This window comes from Granulicoccus phenolivorans DSM 17626 = NBRC 107789 = JCM 15570 (genome assembly GCF_000423085.1).
GTDB classification, from domain to species: domain Bacteria; phylum Actinomycetota; class Actinomycetes; order Propionibacteriales; family Propionibacteriaceae; genus Granulicoccus; species Granulicoccus phenolivorans.
This window is the reverse complement of record NZ_AUHH01000009.1, coordinates 48,588-68,609: the sequence shown is the minus strand read 5'-3', so window position 1 is coordinate 68,609 and position 20,022 is coordinate 48,588. Positions and strand designations below refer to the sequence as shown.

General features: G+C 68.2%; 17 protein-coding genes and 1 tRNA gene. 7 read left to right on the top strand and 11 right to left on the bottom strand.

Going from position 1 to position 20,022, the window contains the following annotated elements:
* The first annotated feature begins 164 nt into the window (after window positions 1–164).
* Together G531_RS24375 and G531_RS0104540 are read left to right on the top strand one after the other, a co-directional pair.
* Window positions 165–1,289 (top strand): 3'-5' exonuclease, encoded by a 1,125-nt coding sequence (locus tag G531_RS24375; RefSeq protein ID WP_145978580.1) that lies wholly within the window; start codon window positions 165–167, stop codon window positions 1,287–1,289.
* Entirely contained in the window at window positions 1,268–1,927 is a 660-nt protein-coding gene (locus G531_RS0104540; protein ID WP_026926338.1) for a hypothetical protein, read from the top strand. Before G531_RS24375 ends, G531_RS0104540 begins: the two co-directional genes overlap by 22 nt.
* Before the next feature lie 7 nt (window positions 1,928–1,934).
* Here G531_RS0104540 and G531_RS0104535 read toward each other — a convergent pair whose 3' ends face one another.
* The 3 genes from G531_RS0104535 to G531_RS0104525 form a co-directional block, all read right to left on the bottom strand.
* Window positions 1,935–3,581, bottom strand: coding sequence for an acyl-CoA dehydrogenase family protein (locus G531_RS0104535; protein WP_035757428.1), 1,647 nt, complete (start codon window positions 3,579–3,581; stop codon window positions 1,935–1,937).
* Window positions 3,582–3,645: 64 nt separating this feature from the next.
* Window positions 3,646–5,445 (bottom strand): DUF5635 domain-containing protein, encoded by a 1,800-nt coding sequence (locus G531_RS0104530; protein WP_211221765.1) that lies wholly within the window; start codon window positions 5,443–5,445, stop codon window positions 3,646–3,648.
* Between the two features lie 83 nt (window positions 5,446–5,528).
* Window positions 5,529–6,458 (bottom strand): 1,4-dihydroxy-2-naphthoyl-CoA synthase, encoded by a 930-nt coding sequence (locus G531_RS0104525; RefSeq protein ID WP_026926335.1) that lies wholly within the window; start codon window positions 6,456–6,458, stop codon window positions 5,529–5,531.
* A 104-nt stretch (window positions 6,459–6,562) separates the two neighbouring features.
* On the opposite strand from G531_RS0104525, the gene G531_RS0104520 reads away from it, so the two are divergent.
* The 4 genes from G531_RS0104520 to G531_RS20420 are packed head-to-tail and all read left to right on the top strand — an operon-like array spanning window position 6,563 to window position 10,703.
* Window positions 6,563–7,150, top strand: a complete 588-nt coding sequence (locus G531_RS0104520) for a carboxymuconolactone decarboxylase family protein (RefSeq protein WP_026926334.1) — start codon at window positions 6,563–6,565, stop codon at window positions 7,148–7,150.
* The gene (locus tag G531_RS0104515) at window positions 7,147–8,100 is read left to right on the top strand and encodes an RNA polymerase sigma-70 factor (RefSeq protein WP_281177487.1); all 954 of its coding nucleotides are present in this window, start codon (window positions 7,147–7,149) and stop codon (window positions 8,098–8,100) included. The genes G531_RS0104520 and G531_RS0104515 overlap by 4 nt, the downstream gene beginning before the upstream one ends.
* Before the next feature lie 39 nt (window positions 8,101–8,139).
* On the top strand, window positions 8,140–9,498 hold the full coding sequence (locus G531_RS0104510; RefSeq protein WP_026926332.1) for a DNA polymerase IV: 1,359 nt from the start codon (window positions 8,140–8,142) through the stop codon (window positions 9,496–9,498).
* Window positions 9,495–10,703, top strand: coding sequence for a M48 family metallopeptidase (locus G531_RS20420; RefSeq protein WP_081683816.1), 1,209 nt, complete (start codon window positions 9,495–9,497; stop codon window positions 10,701–10,703). The genes G531_RS0104510 and G531_RS20420 overlap by 4 nt, the downstream gene beginning before the upstream one ends.
* Before the next feature lie 104 nt (window positions 10,704–10,807).
* Here the strand turns inward: G531_RS20420 and G531_RS0104500 are convergent, their stop codons facing one another.
* From G531_RS0104500 to G531_RS0104485, 4 genes are all read right to left on the bottom strand, one after another.
* Window positions 10,808–12,454, bottom strand: coding sequence for a serine/threonine-protein kinase (locus tag G531_RS0104500; RefSeq protein ID WP_026926331.1), 1,647 nt, complete (start codon window positions 12,452–12,454; stop codon window positions 10,808–10,810).
* Between the two features lie 63 nt (window positions 12,455–12,517).
* A complete protein-coding gene (gene lgt / locus G531_RS20415) occupies window positions 12,518–13,447 on the bottom strand; it encodes a prolipoprotein diacylglyceryl transferase (protein WP_211221764.1) in 930 nt (309 codons plus the stop codon).
* A 61-nt stretch (window positions 13,448–13,508) separates the two neighbouring features.
* Window positions 13,509–14,672, bottom strand: a complete 1,164-nt coding sequence (locus G531_RS20410; RefSeq protein WP_051215039.1) for a PTS sugar transporter subunit IIC — start codon at window positions 14,670–14,672, stop codon at window positions 13,509–13,511.
* Window positions 14,673–14,687: 15 nt separating this feature from the next.
* The gene (locus tag G531_RS0104485) at window positions 14,688–15,293 is read right to left on the bottom strand and encodes a DUF1269 domain-containing protein (protein WP_026926330.1); all 606 of its coding nucleotides are present in this window, start codon (window positions 15,291–15,293) and stop codon (window positions 14,688–14,690) included.
* Between the two features lie 149 nt (window positions 15,294–15,442).
* Between G531_RS0104485 and G531_RS0104480 the strand changes: the two genes are divergently transcribed.
* Window positions 15,443–16,783 carry a PucR family transcriptional regulator gene (locus G531_RS0104480; protein ID WP_026926329.1) on the top strand — a complete coding sequence of 447 codons (1,341 nt, stop codon included), beginning with the start codon at window positions 15,443–15,445 and terminating at the stop codon, window positions 16,781–16,783.
* A gap of 118 nt (window positions 16,784–16,901) precedes the next feature.
* Here G531_RS0104480 and G531_RS0104475 read toward each other — a convergent pair.
* The 4 genes from G531_RS0104475 to G531_RS0104460 all read right to left on the bottom strand — a co-directional run bounded on the left by G531_RS0104475 (window position 16,902) and on the right by G531_RS0104460 (window position 19,931).
* Window positions 16,902–16,974, bottom strand: a tRNA-Arg gene (locus G531_RS0104475).
* A 76-nt stretch (window positions 16,975–17,050) separates the two neighbouring features.
* Window positions 17,051–18,637, bottom strand: a complete 1,587-nt coding sequence (locus G531_RS0104470; RefSeq protein ID WP_026926328.1) for an ArnT family glycosyltransferase — start codon at window positions 18,635–18,637, stop codon at window positions 17,051–17,053.
* Entirely contained in the window at window positions 18,634–19,212 is a 579-nt protein-coding gene (locus tag G531_RS20405; protein ID WP_051215038.1) for a GtrA family protein, read from the bottom strand. Before G531_RS20405 ends, G531_RS0104470 begins: the two co-directional genes overlap by 4 nt.
* Window positions 19,213–19,217: 5 nt before the next feature.
* Window positions 19,218–19,931: a glycosyltransferase gene (locus G531_RS0104460; protein WP_026926327.1), complete on the bottom strand. Its 714-nt coding sequence runs from the start codon at window positions 19,929–19,931 to the stop codon at window positions 19,218–19,220.
* Between the last annotated feature and the right edge of the window lie 91 nt (window positions 19,932–20,022).

Here is a 20,022-nt window from a genome sequence, read left to right as displayed (position 1 = left end):
CGCCAGATGGCGAAATCGGGGCGTTTTCGGGGCTTTCGGGCCGTCTGGAGTCACAATCGGGACACGTCGTCGCTCCGAATGTGCTTCACACGGCGATCGGGTCGGAGCCCGAGCCTTGCGGGGCCAGTCAGGAAGTGTCGGACCACTCCGTTACGGTCAGAGCCATGTCGGTGACGCAGGGCTACGGGGCAAAGTTCGTGATCGAGGACGACACGATCACAAAGGTGAGCGGTCGAATCGCATCGCTTGTCTCCGGGGACGGCGTGCGCATTCGATTGCCCGAAGTACGCGGGATCCGGTTCCGGCCAGCTGGCGCCGTCACGAATGGCCACCTGCAGGTGGTGTCGGCTGTGCGTCCGGCCGGCGTGCCCTCGATGAGCGAACCCACGACGGTTCTTTTTGCTCCGTGGCAGCAGGGCGAGTTCCAGCAACTGGCGCGCTGGCTCGAGCATGTGTCACAGATCAATCGCAGTCGTGGTCTGTTTCGCCGTACACCCGAGGCACTTGGTCTGCATGGGATCCGGCGAATCGACCTCACGCGTCGACCTACCCGGATCCCGGCGCACGACCAGGTCTTCACCGCGGTGGACTTGGAGACGACCGGCCTCGAGCCTTTCACTGGAGGGATCGTGGAGGTCGGCTTGGTCAAGTTCAACGGCCGAGGTGAGGTATTCGACGAGTTCGCCACCCTGGTCCGGACGCCGGGGTCGCAACTACGCGCTCGCGAGATCCACGGTATTGATGAGGCTGAACTCCACAGCGCCCCGGATCTCGCACCCGTCCTGCGCGAACTCTGGCATTTCATCAATGGCAGCGTCATGGTTGCTCACAATCTCGAATTCGAGGCAAAGTTCCTTCTGGCTGGTTCGAACCAGGCCGGTGTCGCGGTGCCCGGGACCTTGGGTCTGTGCACGCTGGAGACGTCCCGTCGACAGTTCGACAGCAGGTCATACACCCTGACCAACCTCTATCGCGTGGCCACGGGTGACGCCCTCGAGAACGGACATTCCGCGCTGGCCGATGCCCGCGCAGTCATGCAAGTCCTGCTCTGGCTGTTACGTGAAGCGCCTTCCCCACTGAACATGCCACCAGGCTTCGAGCAGCCGGAGTCCGATCTGGGCCCTCGTCCACATTGCGCCATGGTGTGTCGGCCCGTTCCACTTGCCCGGCCGTCGCTGTCAGCACTTTTGGAATCCTTTCCCACAGTTCTGCCGAACGACCTGGGTCCGAGCAAGCCAAGGCCGGATATCAGAACCTGCTGGCCCAGGTGCTGGACGACGGACACCTGAGCCCACACGAGATCGAGACCCTTGTCACCCAAGCACGTAGGTCCGGCCTGACGGCTGACCAGCTCAGGCAGTTGCACTGGTCCGCCTGGTCGGCTGCGTTTGGTACAGACGCCGAAGGGGACTGGAGCACACTGACCCCGGTCCGACGTCGGGAGATGCTTACCGCCGCGGATGGCCTGGGTCTGGATGCCATCGTGGCCGAGCTCACACGGATTATCGAAGCCATGGCGGACGCTCCTGCGTCGGAGCATGCGACGTGGCTCAAGAAATTGCGGATCGCTATCGCGGATGGCTCCGACGCCGAGAATCTGCGCGCAACCGCCAGGGAGTACGGCGCGCGGCTCGCCGTCAACGTGACCAAGACGGTGACATGGCTGGCCACCGAGACCCCGACTGCCGTGGACAAGATGCACAACGCTGCGCGGAGCCTCGGCGTCGAGATGGTCCCGTATGAAGTAGCTCAGCGACGCCTGGATGCAGCCATCGCCGAGGCTGAGTTGAACGCTTTGGCAAAGAAGCAAGCCCAGGATGACCTGGAGTTCGCTCGACGACAGCAAGAAGCGTTGCGCGCTGCCCGGTCACGACCGGCCTGGTATCCGGTCGAGTTCGACCACGATCCACCGCGCGGCCGAAGGTGAGGTGCGCTCAGTGCCGCTCCAGGATCGGCTCCAGATCGGTCCCGGACGGCAGCGAGCCGTACTCCAGATCGCGGTCCTCCCCCAGCCGGGCCACCAGGAAGGCCTCCGCCACAGCGGTCGGGGCGGTCCGCAGCAACAGCGCCGCCTCCAGCCCCAGCGCCATCGCCCCCGCCGCAGCCCGGGCCCGCCGCTGGGCGCCGTCCTGATCCAGGGCGGCCAACTCGGTCCAGGTCCGCCGCAGCCGGTCATGATGCGCGTCGAACAACGCGGACGCGCCGCGAGCGAGGGCAAGCTCCGCATCGAAGGCCTGCACGGTTTCCGGCTCCCGGGCCATCGCACGCAGCACATCCAGCGCGATCACATTGCCCGAGCCTTCCCACACCGTCAGCACCGGCTGCTCCCGGTAGCGCCGGGCCAGCGGGAAGCTCTCGGTGTAGCCGTTGCCGCCCAGGCACTCCAGGGCCTCGTAGGCATGATTCGGCCCGCGCTTGCAGATCCAGTACTTCGCAACCGCCGTCGCCAGCCGCCGGAACGCCACCTCCGCATCCGACGCATCGGCGTCATGGGCCCGGGCCAACCGTAGCGCGGTCGCGGTCGCAGCCTCCGACTCCAGCGCCAGATCGGCGACCACCGCCGCCATCGCGGGCTGCTCGATGAGCGTACGCCCGAACGCCGCGCGGTACCGGACGTGCCACAGTGCCTCGGCGACCGACTGGCGCATGCCGGCGGCGGTCCCGAGCACGCAATCCAGCCGGGTCCGGGCGACCATCTCGATGATGGTGCGCACGCCGCGCCCCGGCTCCCCCACCAGGTACCCGCGAGTGTTGTCGAACTCGACCTCGGCCGACGCATTGGACCGGTTCCCGAGCTTGTCCTTCAACCGCTGGATCCGGAACACATTGCGCGTCCCATCCGCCAGGACCCGCGGCACCAGGAAACACGACAGCGCCCATTCCGACCCCAGATGTGTCTGCGCCAGCACCAGAAACGCGTCCGACATCGGCGCCGAACAGAACCACTTGTGCCCGGTCAGGCCCCAGGACCCGTCGGCGTCGGGCATCGCCCGGGTGGTGTTCGCCCGGACATCGGAGCCGCCCTGCTTCTCGGTCATCGCCATCCCGAACAACACCCCGGGTTTCTCCCCCAGCGGCACGAGCCGCCCGTCGTAGCCCCGGGCGTACAACCGCGGCAGCCAGACCTCCGCCAACTCGGGCGCGGCGGCCAGCGCCGGCACGACCGAGTGCGTCATCGAGATCGGACACGCGTGCCCCGGTTCGATCTGCGCGAACAGCATGAACGCCGCCGCCCGGGCCACATTCGCGCCCGGCTTCGGGTCCGCCCAGGCGCTGGTGTGCGCCCCGTGCGCGACCGCGGCGGCGATGATCCGGTGGTACGCCGGGTGGTACTCGACCTCGTCGATGCGGTGCCCGTACCGATCATGGGTGTGCAGCACCGGCTCGCAGGTGTTGGCCAGCTCCGCGTCGGCCTGGAACTCCGCGGTGCCGACCAGGGCGCCGATCTCGGTCAGCTCCGGTTCGGCCCAGCCGGCCCGGTGGTACGCCACCCCGGCGACCAGCGGCGTATTGGTCCGAAATTCGTTCAGCCCCACCCGGGGCGGCGGCTGATTCAACACCTCATGGGTTTCGGATGCCATGATGCTCCTTAATCGTGTGCCCCGGTGACTTGCCTCTCACTCTCGGAGATGACCTGCCCGGCGATCAACTGGGTCGTCGATAATGGGCGTTTCGCCCAGTGGACTCGCCGCGAATCAGGAGCCCTTCATCGACAAGTCGGTCCAAGGCTCCCCGAGCGCCGCCTTTGGTCAGCCCCGTCATCTCAGCGTAGTCACCCGACGTGATCCGATCATGTCCTTCGAACCATGAATCCACGACCTGGGCGGCGTCTTCCAGCTGGGGACTGACGTACCACAGAACGCCGAGCCTCCTCAGCAGGTCCGATTCAGCCTTCTCACTCCGCACGACGTAGCGAGCCGCCTCTGTCAGCATCCAGGTGTCCTTGTAGGCAGTGATCAGTGGCTGCTCGCCGACCACACACCGAGCCGTGATCTCCAGCGCTTCCGCGGCCTCGGCCTCGGGTCGCTGCAGAACCTGCGAGAGCTTTCCGGCCGTTGTAAATGGCGCGTGGAGAAGGGTGTGTATGGCCAGCGCTACTTGAACGTCACGCTGACGCACCGTCGGTTGGATCCTGGACGTCAGCCGCATGACCGGTAGTACCGGTGTTCCGCCCACCAAACGGACTCGTACGCGAGGTCCGGGTTCCGCTACAAACATTGGCGGTCGGTGACCCAAAGTCACCATTTCTCGGAACATCCGATCAACGCCGATGCCTTGCTTGTCGACCAGTCCGAGGGCACGCACTGCATCAGCCAACGCCGGGGATCTGCTAAATCGCTGAGTCAGCACGTTATGCTCAGAAACGCCCCCCACAAATCCTCCCGGGGAGACGACGGTGAGCGATGAGTCGGCTTCAACCCACGTCACTGCGGTTGGCTCCTGAAGGTTCCAATCCCGGTGTACCACCCCATTGAGAACTGCCTCTCGTGCAGCGCGGGCCGGAAGCAGGCGTATCGAACGCTCGGCGAACTCACTGCCCAGGGTGACAAGGTCATTTGCCGCCTCCAGCAAGGCCTCGATATTGGCAATCTGCTCCAACAGGCTGAGGCCGACATAGGACTCTTCACGCGCGAGGATGTCACCCCCCTCGACGTCGACCCGGGTCCAGCTCAACCAGGGGCGAGGCGCTGGGCAGAACAAGAGGGCGCCTGCCTCGGTGAGAAATCCATCCACCGTGAGCAGTCCGAGTTGCCGAAGCAGGTCTGCGGTGGGAGCAACGGCAAGGTCCGCCATCGCGTCAGCCGACTGGTCCCGACGGCCCAGATACTCGCGAGCCACGACGACCGCCCCTGGGGTCACATGATCAATCCGGAATTGGCTGGGCCGTGACATCTGATCCCAACCGGCGCGGCCCTGGCGGTGAAGCCACCACTCTCCGCGGTCCACCGGAACTGAGGCCGCACCAACCCGCCAGCGCAACCGATCTCCGGTGTCCTCGACCGGCTCGCGGGCCTCTGCCACCAGGATGATGAGTAGCCTTATGCCTCTTTCCCACCGCACTTCAACCTCAGGGGCAACATCGACCCTGCGGTAAATCTGCTGACGCAACCATTCGGGATCCAAATCCGTCCCCAGAAGGTCGCCTGTCCTGTTCTCCACGCCAACGATCAGCGCGCCACCACCCGGCGTGTTGGCCATGTACGCCACTTCATCAGCCAGCTGATCCGCAGCCTTGGTGTTCTCCGCCGTCCCGGGAAGCAGCCGGCCCCCTGCGCCCCGACGACCAGCCTCCTCCTTGATGTCGACGTTCTGCCGCTCTGCCGCATCGGGTAACACTCCAGAACGCAGTTGTTGAAGGCACGCCTCCACAGCCGCACTGATCCGGGCACGCTGCGTCAGCAATTCGGCCCCCGGCTGAAAGGACGCTTGATCTGCTGAACTCACCACGAGTGTCACTTTACGGGGTGCCCTAAATGCACACTCACCCGGGGAAGTGGGTCTTGAGTGAGTATTCGGCGGCCGCTGCCTCAGTAGTAGTAGGGGAACTTGGACCAGTCCGGATCCCGCTTCTCCAGGAACGAGTCACGTCCCTCGACCGCTTCGTCGGTCATGTACGCCAGCCGCGTCGTCTCCCCGGCGAACACCTGCTGCCCGACCAGGCCGTCGTCGATCAGGTTGAACGAATACTTCAGCATCCGCTGCGCCGTCGGGGACTTCCCGCAGATCTTGGCCGCCCATTCCAGCCCGACGTTCTCCAGGTCGGCGTGCGGCACGACCTTGTTCACCATCCCCATCCGGTAGCCGTCCTCGGCGTCGTAGGTGTCGCCGAGGAAGAAGATCTCCCGGGCGAACTTCTGCCCCACCTGTCGCGCGAGGTACGCCGAGCCGTATCCGCCGTCGAACGAACCGACATCGGCATCGGTCTGCTTGAACCGGGCATGCTCCTGGCTGGCCAGAGTCAGGTCGCAGACCACATGCAGCGAATGCCCGCCCCCGGCGGCCCAGCCGTTGACCAGCGCGATCACCACCTTCGGCATGAACCGGATCAGCCGCTGCACCTCCAGGATGTGCAACCGCCCGGCCCGCGCCGGATCCACCGTCTCGACGGTCTCCCCCAACGCCGGCCGCCCCGCCTCGTCGGCCACGGCGTACTGATAGCCCGAGCGACCACGGATCCGCTGGTCGCCGCCGGAACAGAACGCCCAGCCGCCGTCCTTGGCCGAGGGTCCGTTCCCGGTCAGCAGGATGCAGCCGACATCGGAGCTCATCCGGGCATGATCCAGCGCGGTGTACAGCTCATCGACGGTGTGCGGCCGGAACGCATTGCGTACCTCCGGCCGGTCGAACGCGATGCGTACCGCGGGCACGTCGATCGCCCGGTGATAGGTGATGTCGGTGAACTCGAAGCCCGGGACGGGCTGCCACTGGGCCGGGTCGGGAAAGGTCTGTTCGCTCACCGGGTAACCGTAACCGGCCCGGCCGCCGCCCGGGGCCGCTCAGCTGTCACATTTCGACGCCCGGCGGCGTCTTGATGGCAAAACCCACTCCTCAGGAGGATGTCATGTCCGAAACCCGGATCCCCCCGGCCCCGATCACCGGCCTCAAGGGCGCGCTCATCCAGCGCGCCGCCAAGAAGACCCTGGGCCAGGTCCCCAGCTCCGTCGGGGTCTACTGGCACAACCAGAAGGTGATGATGTCCATGTTCGGCGTCGGCGGCAAGATACAGAAATGGGACGCCTGCGATCAGCAGCTCAAGTCTTTCGCGCACATGGCGGTGGCCTCCCAGGTCGGCTGCTCCTGGTGCCTCGACTTCAACTATTTCGAGGCGCACAACAAGAATCTCGACATGGACAAGGCCCGCGAGATCCCGCGCTGGCGCGAGTCCGCGGCCTTCAGCCCACTCGAGCGTGAGGTTCTGGCGTACGCCGCGGCGATGACCGAGACCGAGCCCACGGTGACCGACGAGATGGTGGCATCCCTGCGCGCCCGGATCGGGGACGCGGCCCTGGTCGAGCTGACCGGCATCATCGCCTTCGCCAACTTCACCACCCGCGCGAATGTCGCGCTCGGAATCGAGTCCGACGGGTTCGCCGCGGCCTGCGGGCTCAAGCCGCTGGCCCAGCGCACCGGCGTAGGGTCGGGATCGTGACCCCTGACCCGTTGGGCACGGACCCGTTGGGCACGGACCCGTTGGGCACCGATCCGTTCCTCACCCACCGCGGTCTGCTGTTCACCGTCGCCTACGAGATGCTCGGCTCGGCCGCCGATGCCGAGGACGTGGTGCAGGAGACCTGGCTGCGGTGGGACGCGATCGGTGCCCCGGCCCGGGCGGAGGTCCGCGATCCCCGCGCCTTCCTGGTCCGGATGGTGACCCGCAAGGCGCTGGACCAGATCCGCGCCAATGCCCGGCGGCGGGAGGCGTACGTCGGGGAGTGGCTGCCCGAACCGCTGCACACGACCGCGGACGTGGCCGATGACGTCGAGCTCGCCGAGAGCGTGTCCTTCGCCATGTTGACCGTGCTGGAGACACTGACGCCGACCGAGCGGGCGGTGTTCGTGCTGCGGGAGGTCTTCGACGTTCCGTACGCCGAGATCGCCGAGGCTGTCGACAAATCCGACGCGGCGGTACGCCAGATCGGCCACCGGGCCCGCGCCCACGTGGCGGCCCGGCGACCGCGGATGAACGTCGACAGTGCCCAGCAGGAGCGGGTGGTCGAACGATTCCTGGCCGCGGTCGGCGGCGGCGACCTGCAGGGTCTGCTCGACGTGCTTGCCCCCGATGTCGTCCTCGTGGCCGACGGCGGCGGCATCGCCCAGGCGGTCTTCCACCCGGTCCTCGGTGCGACCAAGGTGGCTCGCCTGCTCAGCGGGTTCGTCCGGGTCGCCCCGGCGGCCCGGCTGGTGCCGATGCGGTTGAACGGGGGGCCCGGCGCCCTGCTGCTGGATCTGCCCGACGGGCACGACACCGCGATCGGCTTCACCTTCGAGGCCGACCGGATCAGCCGGATCTTCGCGGTCCGCAACCCGCACAAGCTGACCCGGATCGACGTGACGACCACGGTGAGCCGGTCGGCGTCCGGCCCCGACCACGGCGCGTAGCCGGCCCACGGTATGCATCCGCGGGGGTAAGAATGGGATGTGCGTTCGACGGCTTCCATCCTCCACCTGGACATGGATGCCTTTTTCGCCTCCGTCGAGCAACGCGACAAGCCGTCGCTGCGCGGCAAGCCGGTGATCGTCGCCGGGATCGGTGGCCGCGGGGTGGTGTCCACCGCGTCCTACGAGGCCCGGGTGTTCGGGGTACGCAGCGCCATGCCGACCCACGAGGCCCGGCGGCGCTGCCCGCACGCCGCCTTTCTGGCCGTCCGGTTCGGGGCCTACCGGGCGGCCAGCCGGCTGGTGATGACGCAGTTGCGGGCGCTGTCCCCGCTGGTCGAACCGCTCTCGCTGGACGAGGCGTTCGTCGACCTGACCGCCGCCGCCGAACCGGTGGACCCCGACCGGCTGACCGACCTGGTGCATGCCCTGAAGGATCGGGTGTACGAGGTCACCGGCGGCCTGACCTGCTCGGTCGGGGTCGGCTCGAGCAAGTTCATCGCCAAGGTCGCCACCGAACTGAACAAGCCCGACGGGGTGACCGTGATCGCGCCGGGTTCGGAGGTCGCCACCATCGCGCCGATGGCGGTCGGGATCATCCCGGGGGTCGGACCGGTGACCCGGGAACGGCTGGCCCGCCTGGGCGTACGCACCGTCGCCGACCTCCAGCAGGTCTCCGAGGCCGAACTGATCCGCGAACTCGGCCGCGCGGCCGGCACCAACCTGCACGCCCTGGCGTACGCCCGCGACGACCGCCGGGTCGAGGCCGAGCGCGAGGCGAAATCCATCTCGGTGGAGGACACCTTCGTCACCGACCTGACCAGCCCGGTGGACCTGGCCGCGGAGGTGGATCGGCATGCCGAGGAGGTCGCCCGCCGGTTGCGTACCGCGCAACTGTTCGCCCGCACGATCACCATCAAGGTCAAACTCGCCGACTTCAGCCAGCACACCCGCTCGCGCACCTTCGACGGTGCTACCGATCGCACCGACACGATCGCCGCCGCCGCTCAGGAACTGCTGGCGACCAGCGGGATCGACCTGGGGGCCGGCGTACGCCTGCTCGGCGTCGGCGTCAGCGGCCTGACCGGGGTCGGCCAGGATGTGCTGTTCGACCGGGCGCCGTCCGACCCGACCCCGCCGACCGTGAACCCGCCGACCGCAAGCCCCGCGCCGCAGCCGCACCCGGGCCCGTCCCGGTTGCGGCGGCCCACGCCGTGGCTGCCCGGCGCCGACGTCCACCACGACGAGTACGGGCCGGGCTGGGTGTGGGGCGCGGGCCGTGGGCGGGTCACCGTCCGCTTCGAGACCGCCGAGACCGGCCCGGGCAAGGTGCGTACCTTCGCCCTCGATGATCCCCACCTCCGACTCGCTGACCCAGGGGCAGGCACACTGGACGAGTGACTGATTCAGAGCACCCCGAAACCCACCCGACGCGCACCCGGGTGAAACTCACCGACATCTCCTCCCGGGCCTGGGAGCATCCCGCCGATCGCGGTGCCCTGGTGGCCCTGCGCAAGCTGCGCGGCTTCGACATGGTGGTTCGCAAGCTGTCCGGCCTGATCAACGAACGCACCGTGAAGTTCCTCCTGGTCGGCAATACCGTCCGGGTTTCGGAGAAGCAGTTCCCGCGGATCCACCAGCTGTATCAGGAGGCCGGGGAGGCACTGGACTGCCCGCAGTTGCCGGAACTGTTCGTGCAGGCCAGCCCCACGTTCAACGCGATGTGCATCGGCATGGACGAGCCGCGGATCCTGCTCAACTCCGCCCTGGTCGACCTGCTCGACGATGAGGAGATGCGCTGCGTGCTGGGCCACGAGCTGGGCCATGCGATGAGCGGGCACGCCCTGTATCGCACCCTGCTCGCCTACCTGATCACCTTCGGTTCGGTGCTGATGCCGTTCCGGATCGGCATGATCGGGATCCGCGCGATCCAGGCGCTGCTGATGGAGTGGGCGCGCAAGGCGGAGCTGTCCGGGGACCGGGCGGGCCTGCTGGCCTCGCAGGATCCGCAGGCGGCGATCCGGGTCGAAATGAAGCTCGCCTCCGGCGGCCACCTGGCCGATCTGGACGAGGAGGCCTTCCTCGATCAGGCGCGCGAGCACGACGCGACCGAGAACATCTACGACTCGCTGCTGAAGTTCATGCTGGTCGAGGACACCACCCACCCGTTCAACGTGGTCCGGGCCTGGGAACTGCGCAAGTGGGTGGACTCCGGGGAGTACGCGAACATCCTGGCCGGGGAGTATCCGCGGCGCTCCGAGGACGCCTCTGCGAAGCTGTCCCAGGAGGCGGCCGCCGCGGCCGACTCGTACACCACCGCGATCCGCAACAGCCAGGACTCCGCCGCGAAACTGCTGCGCGATCTCGGCGAGGGGATCAGCGACCTCACCGCCTGGCTGGGCGACAAGTTCCAGCAGGCGACCGGAACCGGTTCGGGTACGAAGGGTGGTCCGGGTACGCCCGGCGGCCCCGGTACGCCGGGCGCGTCGGACCCGACCGATCCGGGCAGTGACTGGCCCCGGCGCAGCGATTCCGGACCCGATGATCCGCAGGATCCGCGCCCGGGCGGCGGGGATGACCAGCCGCCGAGCCCGCCGCAGGGCTGAGCCCCACCACGCAGTCGGGCCGGGTACACCGATCGGTGTGCCCGGCTCGGTTCAATTCGGTGCGGTACGCGCCCGCTGCGCGACCGCGGCGGCGCGCCGGCGGCTCAGCTGTTCAGGGCGGCGGACAGACTCTTGTACTCGTCCTTGCTGAGCGCCCCGACCTGACGCATCCCCTTGGCCACGGTCAGGGTGTCCCTCGCGGCACTGTCCGGGGACCCGGTCTGCAGGCCGGTCTCGAAGGTCTGCTGCAGCACGGTCCGGGTCGTGGGGTCATTGACCTGACCCAGCGCCGTACGGGCCTGGGTCACCTTCTCGGAGTAGTTCGCGTTGCCGTCACCACTGGTGCCGTTGCCGGAATTCCCAGTGCCGGAGTTGCCGTTCCCGGAGGTCCCGCCGGTGGTCTCCCCGGCCGGGGTCGAGGGCTGCGTCGGCGGGGTCGGCTGGCTGGTCGTGGTCTCCGGCTGGGTGGTCTGCGTGGTCTGGCTGCGGGTGGGCGCCTGCGTGGTCGGAGCGGCCTTGCTGGTCGGCGGCCGCGTGGTCGGCGGCCGCGTCGTGGTGGTGGCCGTGCTCGGCTCGGTCGACCGGGCGGCCGTGGGCGTCGGGGTGGCCGGCGGCGTTACCGACGCCCCGCCGGAACCGGTGCCGGGCATCCCGAGCAGCAGCCAGGCGCCCCCGCCCAGCGCCAGCAACCCGATCACGATCGCGACCGCCCACAGCGCCCCGCGGCCCTTCTTCCGATCCTGCTCAACGGCCTGGTCCCCGTACGCCCCCGACGCCACCGGAGCCTGCTGGTACGGGCCGGCCGGAGCGTCGATCGGCGTCGGCTGATGCACCGGCTGCTGCGGCGGCAGCAACTGGGTCGCGGCCGTCGCGGTGGGGGCGGCCGAGGTGGCCGGCAGCGCGGTGGTGACCGCATCCATCGCGGTCGCGGAGTACGGATCGCGGCTGAGCTGACGGCATGCCTCCAGCAGCTGATCTGCGGTCGGGCGCTGATCGGGATCCTTGCGGAGCAGGCCGTCGATCAGCGCGCTCAACGCCGGCGGCAGGTCGGGCCGGCGATCGGCCAGCCGCGGCGGGTCCGCGGTGATCTGCTGGGTGGCGACGGTGATCGCATCACCCTGGAACGGCGGCTGCCCGGTGAACATCGTCATCATCACGCAGCCCAGGGCGTACATGTCGGACGCGGCAGTGACGCCCCGGCCCGAGGCCTGCTCCGGTGACATGTACGCCGCGGTCCCCATCGTGGTGTGCGTCGCGGTGAGATGCTCGCCGTCGGCCAACTGGGCGATCCCGAAGTCCACGATCTTGATCTGGTTCTCGTGGTACATGATGTTGCCGGGCTTGATGTCGCGGTGCACCACGCCGACCGCGTGGGCGGCCATCAGGCCCCGGGTGACCGCATCGAGGACCCGGACCCCCTCCTCCAGCGGAGCAGGACCGTTCTCCTTGAGCGCCTGCTGCAGGCTCGGCCCGGTCAGCAGTTCCATCACCAGGAACGCCAGATCACCGTCGTAGCCCGCGTCGTAGACCGACACCACGTGCGGATCGGACAGTCCGGCGGTAGCGATTGCTTCGCGCCGGAAGCGGGCTTTGTCGGTGGGATCCTGGCTCGTGCTGCGGGTGGTCTTGACCGCGACGATCCGCTCGAGCACCTGGTCCCGGGCCCGATAGACGTCGCCCATGCCACCGCCGCCGAGCCGCTCGAGCAATTCGTAGCGGCCGGCCAGCACGTAGGGCAGGTCGAGACTCATAGCGGCAATGGTGCCACGCCGGGGTGCCCGACGAAGAACTGTGCGGTGTCGCGTCTTTGGGGTTCAGTCCGCGGAATCGGCGTCGGTCTGGGGCTTGTGCGCGGTGCTTCCACCACTCCCCCTCCGGCCGGCCGCCCCCTTCGCCGCCACCGGAGCCGCTTCCGCCCGGGGCGGATGCACATTGCGTCGCCGGGCCCAGATCCATCCGATCACCCCGAGCACGATCATCGGCAGCGACAGCCATTGCCCCATCGACAGGCCGAAGCCCAGCAGCCCCAGGAAGCCGTCGGGCTCCCGGAAGAATTCCGCGAGGAAGCGCAGTGTGCCGTAGCCGATCAGGAAGGCTGCCGACACCTGTCCCTGAGCGCGTTCCCGGCGGGCGTACGCCCACAGCAGGATGAACAGCAGGACGCCCTCGAGCAGCATCTCGTACAGCTGCGAGGGGTGCCGCGGGGTCGGTCCCCCGGTCTGGAAGACCATTGCCCACGGCAGACTCGGGTCGGCCGGACGCCCCCACAGTTCCCCGTTGATGAAGTTGCCGAAGCGGCCGAAGGCCAGTCCCGGCGGGATCGCGGGCACCATCAGGTCGGTGACCTCGAGGAAGGGACGCTTGCGGCGCCAGGCGTACACCGCGAGGGCAACCACCACGCCGAGGACGCCGCCGTGGAAGCTCATCCCGCCCTGCCAGACGAAGAGGATCTCCACCGGGTTGGCCAGGTATTTCGCCGGCTCGTAGAACAGGCAGTAGCCCAGCCGGCCCCCGACGATCACGCCCACGATGATCGCGACGATGATCTCGTCGATGTCATCGGGGGTCCATTTGCGCGGCCGGGTGATCCGGGCGTACGGCTGGTGCCGGATCCGGACCCGCAGCAGCACGTACCCGACCGCGAATCCGAGCAGGTACATCAGCGCGTACCAGTGGATCTGCAACGGTCCGAGCCGGATCGCGACCGGATCGAAGTTGGGATGGGTCAGCACCAGGGGGAGCACGGCGCCGAGCCTACCCGGGGTGCGGGGGCGGACCTATTCGTCGCGGCCCGGCCGCCGCCCCTCACTCGCTGTTGCTGTCGGTGATCTCCGCGATCTGCTCGTCGGTGAGCGGTTCGTAGCGGATGAACCAGGCCACCAGGAACGCGACCCCGAAGGCGATGACGATCACCACCAGGCTGGACAGCAGGTTGCCCCACCCCTGATCACCGACGTAGAGGGTGATCGAGGTGAGGCCGGCCGGTGCCATCCCGTACACCTTGAAGCCGGTCAGGCCGGCCACCAGGCCACCTGCGGCACCGCCGCTCATCACGGCCAGGAAGGGGCGCCGCAGCGGGATCGCGACCCCGTAGAGCGCCGGTTGCGCGACGCCGAGCAGGGCCGTCGCGCTGGCGGTCAGGCTGTACGACTTGTACGAGGTGTTCTTCGATTTGAGAGCCACCGCCAGAGCCATCCCGGCCAGGGCCATATTGCTGGCCAACATCCCCGGGCCGTACACCGTGTCGAAACCCTGCGCGGTGAAGCCCGCCACCGCGATCGGGAAGAGCGCGAACGACATCCCGACCGAGATCAGCAGCGCGCCGAACATGCCGACCAGCAGCGGGACCAGCCAGGGGGCACCATTCTGGGCGGTGGTCACCACCCAGGTGATCACCTTGGTCAGGGCGGCGCCGATCGGCCCCATCACCAGAAGGCCCAACATCGTGCTCAGGGCGACGGTGATGGTGGGCACCAGGACGGTCGCGAGAAGCTTCGGGATGATCTTCTGCACCCAGCGATGGATGTAGGACATACCCCAGATCATCAGGATGATCGGGATCACCGACGAGGTGTAGGTGGTCTTCACGATCGGGATGCCGAACAGCGACAGCGGCGCGTCCGAGGCCATCGCGTCGACCATGTCGGGATACAGGAAGAACGCCACCACCGCGATCGCCAGATACGGCGAGGTATTGAAGGCTTTCGCGGTGGAGGCGCCGATAAGGAACGGCAGGAAGTAGAAGATCGCCGTGGAGATCGTGCTCAGCACGGTGTGCGTCGGCATCCCCTCATGCAGGACACCGAAGGCCACCAGGATCGACACGATGCCCTGCAGGATGCCGGCGGCGATCAGCGCCGGCAGCATCGGCAGGAAGATGTCGCTCATCACATCGCCGAAGCCCCGGCGCTTCTTCGCCGGCGCCGTCCCGGTCTCTTGCTCCGTCTCGGGAGTCTCCTGCTCACTCACTGTCGTTCCTCCGAATCACTTGATGCCGAGCTTCTCCTTGAGGCTCGTCACACGCTGGTCCCAGTTCTCCTTGCGCTCGGCCTTGCGCTCTTCCTTGGCCTTCTTCTCGGCCTCCTTGCGGGCCTGCTCGTAGGCTTCCTCGGTGACCTCGAGTTCGGCGAGCACCTGTTCAGCCGGGCGGCGCAGGATGACCCCACCCAGAGCACCCATCGCCTCGTTGAGGACCTCGGGGGTGAACTCCTCGACCTCGGCGACGATCGCGGTCCCGCCGGGCGGGATCGAGTTGCTCAGGTCGGTCAGCAGGCCGGCGGTGCGGTCCTGGCGCTGCACGTCGGAGCCGCCACCGATGAGCATGCCGGCGGTCCACCCGAACAGCATGCCGATCGGGCCGCCGAGGATGCCGATCAGCAGACCGATCAGGCCGCCGCCGACCAGGCCGGAGTCTCCTTCGGTGTCGAAACCTTCGGGAATGCTGAGGCGGCCGTTCTGGTCGCGCGTTACCAGATGAGCACCAACGAGCACGATCCTCTCGTCAGCAGCCAGATTCTTCAGGGTGCTGAACGCCTGGTAGGCGTTCGAGCTGTCGGCGAAGGAGACAACGATCGCATTGTGGTCGGTCATGGAAGTCCTTTCAATACGGGGCGGGGAGGCATGCGGTCCCCACTTCCTCAGTCTTCCAGCAGCCTCGTGGGGTGTGCACCGTCTGAGCGACCCCTTCCCGCCGGCATCGCTGTGCACACTGCACAGGGGTGGTTGCGTACGATGTGGCCATGAGCGAGGTTGCCACCATCCGCCGGATTCTGCGCCAGCTGGACTGGGACGGACCCACCACCCCGCCGATGGATGAGCAGACCCGGCTGATCCAGGCAGACCTGGGCGACGGGGCGGTGCGCTGGATGGTCGGAACCGTGGAGGCGGCCTTCCGGGAGCTGAAGCACGGTGAGCATCCCGACATGTTGGCGCCCTGGGCCAAGATCCGGGTGCTGGCGCACGGGATGGCGGCGCAGGTGCTGCTGGACCTGCTCGGGGCTGCCCCGGTTGCGGACCCCGACCCCGACCCCGGCCTGGTGGAAGACCTGGTGAGCCGCGACGTCGACATGACCAAGGTGGTGTACTCGCTACGGGTACTGCAGAATCTGTGGATCTCCACGCTGGTCGAGGCCGCGCTGCGGGTTCCCGACGGCGGATCCACGGTGCCCGCCCTGGTGCAAACGGTGACGCGCGTGGTGGACCGGGCGGCGGACCGGCTCAACGCCGCGGTGCTGGCCGAGCGCCGGCTGGTGCTGCAGCGGGGCCGGGCCCAGATCCGGCACATGATCGAGGCAATGGTGGCCGGCCAACTCCTGGACGAACGAGTTGCGACCGACACGCTCGGGATCCCGATCGGGGGCTGGCACCTGGGCTGCGTCCTGCACGCCCCACCCGGCGCCGAGGTGGCCCGGGGTGAGGTGGACGCTGCGGTCACGGCCTTCGCCGAGCTGTCCGGCGGCGATCCCCTGCTGCGCCACGAGACCAGCGAGGGGCAGGTCTGGCTGTGGGCCAGCGGCTTCCGGGCGCGCCGCTTCCCCACCGGAGCCGACCTGCGGCTGCAGTCCCCGCTGACTGCCGGCATCGGCGAACCGCATCAGGGCATCACCGGCTTCCGGCGTACGCATCTGGAGGCCGCCGATGCCCTGCGGATCGGGCTGCTGTGCCGCCAGCGCATGCGGACCCACCAGTATCGCGACGAGGGCCTGGCCGCCCTGCTCAGCCAGGACGCCGAACGGGCCCAATGGTTCGTGCACAACGAGTTGGGCGAGCTCGCCGAGGACACCCCGGAAATGGCGGAGTTGCGGCACACGCTGCGGACCTACTTCGGGGCGCAGATGCGGATCGCCCCCGCCGCGGAAACCCTGTACCTGCATCGCAATACGCTGCGGGATCGGCTGCAACGGATCGAACGGATTCTCGGCTACCAGCTGGCCCACCGGTCCGCGGAGTGTCAGGCCGCCCTGCGGCTGTGCGAACTGAGCGACAGAGGGGAAAATCCCCCGACCAACGGCCGAAGGTTTTCCGGTTCCGATGATCTGCGCACCTTCGTAGAGAGTGTGCAAACCCGTCCCCGGCCCTGAGCACCGTCCGAAGCGGGGGCGCGACATGGGTCCTGGTTCGACGGCGCTCAGCCGGCCCGGTCGCAGTTCGGGAAACAAAAATTCCTCCGACCCGATGGGCCGGAGGGAGAGGATCTTGCGCACCCGGAGGGATTCGAACCCCCAACCTTCTGATCCGTAGTCAGATGCTCTATCCGTTAAGCTACGGGTGCTCAGCCCCGGGAAAACTGCTCCCTGAACCGAGTGATTACTCTACGCACAACTGCCCGCGAGGGCAAATCGAGTGCCTCAGACCCGACAGATGAGCAGATCGCGCTCGGCGTACAGGATCTGGCCGTAGCACCGGTGCACCATGAAGCGGGCGTCGGGGAACCCCTCGACGACCAGGGCGTTCAGGGACGTGTACACCTTCACCGTCGGGGCGCCGACCCCGGGCCTGCTCTGCGCCGGAATCCCGGTGAGGATCAGCATCTCCGGATTGTGGAACCAGTCATTGATCGGCAGCGAGGGCGTGCCCGACCGCTGCAGCGCCAGCACCCCGGCCTGCTGTTGGGTACGCATCTCCCGGGCGCTGGGATCCAGGAACACCAGCACCGTCTGCACCGCCCCGAAGGCGCCGATCGCCATCGCCAACGCCGGAACCAGGAGCCGGACCGAGTGCCCGTGCACCCGCAGCGGCCGGACATGGCGCAGTTCCCGGAGCACCGCGAGTCCCAGCAGCGGCACCAGGATCAGCACGGTCGGCAGTCCCTGGCGCACGCTGTCCTGCTTGGACTGGAAGATCCAGGTCGCCAGCAGCACCACCGCACCGACGGCCAGGGCCAGCATCAGTGCGGTCATCAGGTGCTCCCGCTGCCGATCCGTACGCCCGGTCGACGCGGTCGACGACCCCGCGGCGTGCCTCCGGGCCCGGCGCCACACCGCATGAACCGCGGCCAGCACCGCCACCGCCGCGAGCACATAGCCGCCGACCGAGACCAGTTGCGCGAACGGTGTCAGCCGCGCCCACGGATCGACCACATTGGTGGTCTGCGCATCGACGAACTGCTGCAGTTCGGTGACGCTGGCCTGCCACAGCGTGATCGAGCCGCCGAAACTGATCAGCCGATAGATCTCGAAGGCGATGGTCGGCAGCACCGCCCCCGCGGCCGCCCACAGTCCGCGCACCGGGAAGCGGCGCCGCTGGATCCAGGTGGTGACGAACCAGGTCAGCAGCAGAATCCCGCCGGCCAGCACCAGGTTCGATTTGGTCTGCACCGCCAGCCCCGCGGCCAGCCCCGCCAGCAGCGGCCGGTCCCGCATCAGCCACCAGAAACAGATGTAGAGCAGGCCGACGCCGACGAACTCGCCGATCATCCGCCCGGGCACCAGGGAATCGGTCACCAGGTCCCGGCTGCCCACGTGCAGCAGCAGCGGGCAGGCCGCCAGCACCAGGCCGCCCCAGCGCCCCAGGACCTGCGCCCCGATCCGGTAGAGCACGATCAGGAAACCGGTGAACAGCGCCAGCGGGACCAGGCGTACCGCCCACAGCGCACCCCCGGAGATCCACCACAGCAGCCCGGCCGGCAACAGCATGGTCGGGCCGGTGGTGATGTAGGGGTCGAACAATTTCTTGTCGACCCCGAACATGGTCCCCTCGGTGGCATACCCGTGGCCCAGGGCCAGGTTGCGCGAGACCTCCAGGTTGTACGCCTCATCGAACTCCAGCCCGGCCCCGAGTTGGTTGACATACAGCAGCGCGTACGCGGCGACGATCACCAGCAGGGTCAGCCCCCAGGCCAGATCGGTGTTGCTCGCGCGCTCGGGCAGCCAGCCGAACAGGGTGCGCCGGGGCCGCTCGGTGCCGCGGGAGTCGGTGCTCGCGACGGCCGTCATTCCTGGCCCCGCTCGGGGTGGCCCTCGACCCGGTCCGCGGAGTCGGCCGCCTCGGGGCCGCTCGGGGACAGGCCCGGCCGGTCCTCCGTCGGTTCCCCGACCGCATCGCCCCCATCCGGAGCGCCCTGATCCGGCTCCCCCTTGTCCAGATCGCGGAAGGTCCAGTAGCGGTTCGCCAGGAACTGCAGCAGCACCACCGGCGGCAGCGTGAAGGCCTTGGCCCAGACCGGGGGCACCGCCAGGTAGTGGGTGAACACCGCGAGCAGCCCGGTGGACAACGCCAACCCGGTCAATCCGACGGCGAAGAAGCGCAGCGCGCGCTGCAGGGTCCGGTCACTGCGCCGGAAAGTGATCCGGGAGTTGAAGGTGAACGAGACCAGGATGCCGACCGGCACCGAAATGATGTTGCTGGGCAGGGGCGCCAGATGCGCCTGGTGGACCAGCAGCGTGTAGACGCCCAGATCGGACAACGCGCCCAGGCTGCCGAAGATGCCGTAGCTGATGATCTGCCGAGTGAACCGAAGCCACTTGCTCAGCGGCTTGCCGAGGAAGGACCTGGTGGAATGCGCTGCCACCGGCGTCACCGTCCGGCGCCGAACCACTGCTTGGTGGCGTTCACACAGAAGGTCAGGAAGCGCTTGGTCGGCAGCGAACGGCGGCGCTGCCCCCAGGTGGATCCGGCGGCCTCCCCGCCCCGACGATCCAGCGACTCCACGGGAAGTTCGATCACCCGCAGCCCGCGCCGGCGGCTGGCCGCGGAGATGATCAGGTTCGGGGTGTACGCGTCGGCCGGAACCAGATCCAGCAGGGGGGCCAGGACTTCGGCCCGGTAACCCCGCAGCGGGGTGTTCGCGTCGCTCGGGCGTACGCCGGCGCGGGCCTGCACCAGCGTCCGGGTGGCGAAGGAGGCGATCTGGCGGAACAGCGGATCACCCCGATGGGTCCGTACGCCCTCGACGATGTCCACGGTCCCGGTCAGGGCGAGATCGGCCACCCGGCGCAGATCCGCACCGTAGAACTGGCCGTCCCCGTCGACGGCGACCACGACCTGCGGATCGGCCCCCAGGCCGGCTCGCAGGGCCTTGACTGTGGTCGGCCCGTGCCCGGCGTTGGGGGTGGAGCGGATCAGCGTCACCACGCCGCCGTGGGCGGCCGACCAGTCCTCGACCACCTGGGCGGTGTCGTCGGAGGACTGGTCATCGACCACGAAGATGCGCGTGTCGAGGCCGGTGAAGGCGTTGGTGATCTCGGCGAGGAACTCCGGAATGCCGTTGGCCTCGTTGTATGCAGGCATTACGACACTGACGGTGGTCACTCGCTACTCCCAACTGTCGACGTCGATTGCGCCAAGCCGAAACTCTACCCGTCCCGGCGGCTGTGTACGA